Consider the following 3,239-nt stretch of genomic DNA (forward strand, 5'->3'; position numbering starts at 1 on the left):
TTCTCGGCGCTGGACTCGCAACTGCGCGGCAAGATGCGCCAGGAATTGAACACGCTGCAACGCCAGCTGGACGTGCCGATGCTGTTGATCACCCACGATCCGGCCGACGTCGAGGCGCTGGCCGACGAGGTCTTCGAAGTTCGGGACGGCAAGGTGCGCCGCCGCGACGAGGACGTGGGCGTTTGAAGGCCGGGGCGGCGTTCAGATCTTGAATGCCGCTGCCGCCCGAGGTCGTATGCCGCGCCGGGCGGGCGCCTGGCCGCGGCGGGCCGCGATCAGTCGAGCACGCCCAGGATCACGCTCGAGGCCTTGAACACGGCCACCGCTTCGGCGCCTTCGCCCAGTCCAAGGTCCTGCGCGCTTTCGTTGGTGACGATGGCCACCAGCGTGGTGCCGCCTTCCAGTCCGATCAGGATCTCGCTGTTGACCGCGCCGGTGCGCACCGCCGTGATGGTGCCGGGCAGCTGGTTGCGGGCCGACAGCCGCAGGCCGGGGCCGGGCGCGCCGACGATCACCGACGAGGCCTTGACCAGCGCCAGCGCTTCCTTGCCGGGCGCCAGTTCCAGTTCCTGGGTGCTTTCGCGGGTGATGGTGGCCGTGATGACCTGGCCGCCGGCGATGCGCAGCAGGATCTCGTCGTTGACGGCCCCGGTGCGGACTTCCATCACGGTGCCCATGAGTTTGTTGCGTGCGCTGGTTTTCAACATAAATCGCCTCATCAAGTCGATGTCGCCGCTGGCATCGAGGCCGGCGCGCGTCAGGTTGTCCATGAATTTGCGGTGCTCGGACTCGAGCGCCCGGAATGTCGCGATCAGGCCGCGCGCCCGGTCGGTCAGGCGCGTGCCGCCGCCGCCCTTGCCGCCGGCCGCGCGCAGCACCAGCGGTTCGCCCGCCAGGTTGTTCATGGCGTCGATGGCGTCCCAGGCGCCCTTGTAGCTCATGCCGACCGCGCGCGCGGCGGCCGTGATCGAGCCGGTGGCGTCGATCTGCGCCAGCAGGTCTATGCGGTTCTTGCCGCCCCAGTTCTGGGCGCCGGAACGAAACCAAATCGAGCCGTCGAGTTCCAACATCGGTATCAGGTGTGGTCAGGGTCTGGAAGTAACCCCGAGTGTAATGGAGCCCGCCCCGCCGCCGTTTGAGATATATCGGATGAGAATGAGATGCTGTTGAAACTTTATCCGCTTCGCGGCACTATGGACGCGCTCAGGGTGTGTTGATGTACGTAGGCACCAGGGGGCCGGCTCGCGGCCCCGCTTCTTGGAGATCGACATGAAAGCGCTGAAAATGCTGGCATCGGGTTCCATGGCGGCGCTGTTGGCGGCCTGCGCCTCCGGCCCCACCGTCAAGAGCGATTACGACCACCAGGCGGATTTCTCCCGCTACCGGACCTTCGGCTACATGTCGCCGCTGGGCACCGACAAGGCCGGCTACAGCACCTTGCTGACCGAGCGGCTCAAGGACGCCACCCGCGGCCAGATGGAAATGCGCGGCTATGTCTACAGCGCCGCCAACCCCGACCTGCTGGTCAATTTCAATGGCAAGCTGCAGCAAAAGACCCAGGTGACCGAGGCGCCGCCGCCGATGGGGCCGTATTACGGCTATCGCTCGGGCTTCTATGGCGGCTGGCCCGGCTACGGCTGGGGCGACACCGTCTATCAGTACACCGAGGGCACGCTCAACATCGATCTGGTCGATCCGCGCCGCAAGCAGCTGGTGTGGGAGGGCGTCGCGGTCGGCGAGGTGCGCAACCCCGAGATGGCGACCTCGGCCGAGAACGTCGACAAGGCCGTGGCGGAGATCTTCGCCAGGTATCCGTTCCGCGCCGGCGTCGCGGCGCCGCAATTGCCGGACAAGACCAAACCCTAGCTTTCGCAAGGAAACCCGCATGAGTACTCGCCGCAAGGCCGCTTCCCCCGACACCGGCGCGACGCCGGCCTATGACACCGTGGCGCTGGTGCTGCAGGGCGGCGGCGCCCTCGGCTCGTACCAGGCGGGGGTGTACCAGGGCCTGCACGAGGCCGGCATCCGCCCCAACTGGATCTCCGGCATCTCCATCGGCTCGATCAACGCGGCCATCATCGCCGGCTCCCGCGAGGACGAGCGCATCGAACGGCTGCGCGGTTTCTGGGAAAGCATCTGCCGGCCCGCGGGCTTCGCCTCGGTGCCCTGGGGCGACACGCTGGCGGGCATGTTCGAGGGCATCCCGTTCGGCTTCGGCTCGCCCGCCATGAACGGCCAGCTGTCGGCGTTCCAGGCGCTGTTCTCGGGGCAGCCGGGCTTTTTCAAGCCGCGCTTCCCGCCGCCGTACTGGGTGCACGGCAAGGGCGCGGCGTCCACCAGTTTCTACGACACCACGCCGCTGGCCGCGACCTTGCGCGAGTACGTGGATTTCGACCTGCTCAATTCCGGCGCGGTGCGCGCCAGTTTCGGCGTGGTCAACGTGCGCAGCGGCAATTTCGCCTATTTCGACAGTCTCAAGGACACCCTGCGGCCCGAGCACATCATGGCGTCCGGCGCCTTGCCGCCCGGCTTCCCGTCGGTGGAGATCGACGGCGAGCACTACTGGGATGGCGGCGTGGTGTCCAATACACCGCTGGCGCAGGTGCTGACCAGCGAGACGATGCGCGACACGCTGGCCTTCCAGGTCGACCTGTGGCCGGCGCGCGGCGGGCTGCCGACCACGCTCGAGGAAGTGGCCGAGCGCCAGAAGGACATCCAGTACTCCAGCCGGACCCGCATGGTCACCGACCAGCTGCGGCGCGTGCTCAAGCTGCGCCATGGCCTGCAGCAGCTGCTGGAATGCCTGCCCGACAAGGAGCGCGCCGCGCCTGAACTGGCCGAGATCCGCCGCCTGGCCAAGACCCCGGCCACCAACATCATCAACCTGATCTACGAGTCCAAGCACCGCGAGCGCTTCTCCAAGGACTACGAGTTCGGCACCGAGGCCATGCGCGAGCACTGGGAGTCGGGCCTGGCCGACATCCGCCAGACGCTGGCCAAGCCGGGCATCCTGGCGCGCCCGACGCAGGACAGCTGCTTCGTGGCCCACGACATCCATCGCAATGGCAAGCACACGGCCTGAGCCGCCACGGGCCAGGCTGGGATCCGTCTGATTCCAAGGGAAACCCGCCGCACAATGGCGTCAGCAACGGTAGTCTTTCGGCAAGACTTGAAACCTTGTTCCGGGTCCGGGCCGCCGTCTTCCACGCCGCGCCCGCGCCCGCTGGAGACGCCGATAT

The 3,239-nt window shown here is 67.4% G+C and carries 3 protein-coding genes and 1 pseudogene; 3 read left to right on the plus strand and 1 reads right to left on the minus strand.

All coding sequences use genetic code 11. The annotated features are described in order from the left end of the window. A pseudogene (locus AOZ53_RS00345) lies at window positions 1-186 on the plus strand (ABC transporter ATP-binding protein); the annotation flags it as partial. Window positions 187-275: 89 nt separating this feature from the next. Here AOZ53_RS00345 and AOZ53_RS00350 read toward each other — a convergent pair. Then, entirely contained in the window at window positions 276-1,070 is a 795-nt protein-coding gene (locus tag AOZ53_RS00350) for a TOBE domain-containing protein (protein WP_054431661.1), read from the minus strand. Between the two features lie 199 nt (window positions 1,071-1,269). Here AOZ53_RS00350 and AOZ53_RS00355 point away from each other — a divergent pair, with 199 nt between their 5' ends. After that, complete coding sequence (locus tag AOZ53_RS00355) at window positions 1,270-1,866, plus strand: DUF4136 domain-containing protein (protein WP_082385459.1); 597 nt, start codon at window positions 1,270-1,272, stop codon at window positions 1,864-1,866. A gap of 19 nt (window positions 1,867-1,885) precedes the next feature. Beyond that, a complete protein-coding gene (locus AOZ53_RS00360) occupies window positions 1,886-3,082 on the plus strand; it encodes a DUF3734 domain-containing protein (RefSeq protein ID WP_054486565.1) in 1,197 nt (398 codons plus the stop codon). The last annotated feature ends 157 nt before the right edge of the window (window positions 3,083-3,239 follow it).

The organism is Achromobacter sp. 2789STDY5608621 (assembly GCF_001299375.1).
Taxonomy (GTDB): domain Bacteria; phylum Pseudomonadota; class Gammaproteobacteria; order Burkholderiales; family Burkholderiaceae_B; genus Achromobacter; species Achromobacter insuavis.

What these genes read in the sequence shown, in the direction of transcription:
- AOZ53_RS00350 (WP_054431661.1), bottom strand. Translation starts at nt 1,070, where the DNA reads ATGTTGGAACTCGACGGCTCGATTTGGTTTCGTTCCGGCGCCCAGAAC.
- AOZ53_RS00355 (WP_082385459.1), top strand. Translation starts at nt 1,270, where the DNA reads ATGAAAGCGCTGAAAATGCTGGCATCGGGTTCCATGGCGGCGCTGTTG.
- AOZ53_RS00360 (WP_054486565.1), top strand. Translation starts at nt 1,886, where the DNA reads ATGAGTACTCGCCGCAAGGCCGCTTCCCCCGACACCGGCGCGACGCCG.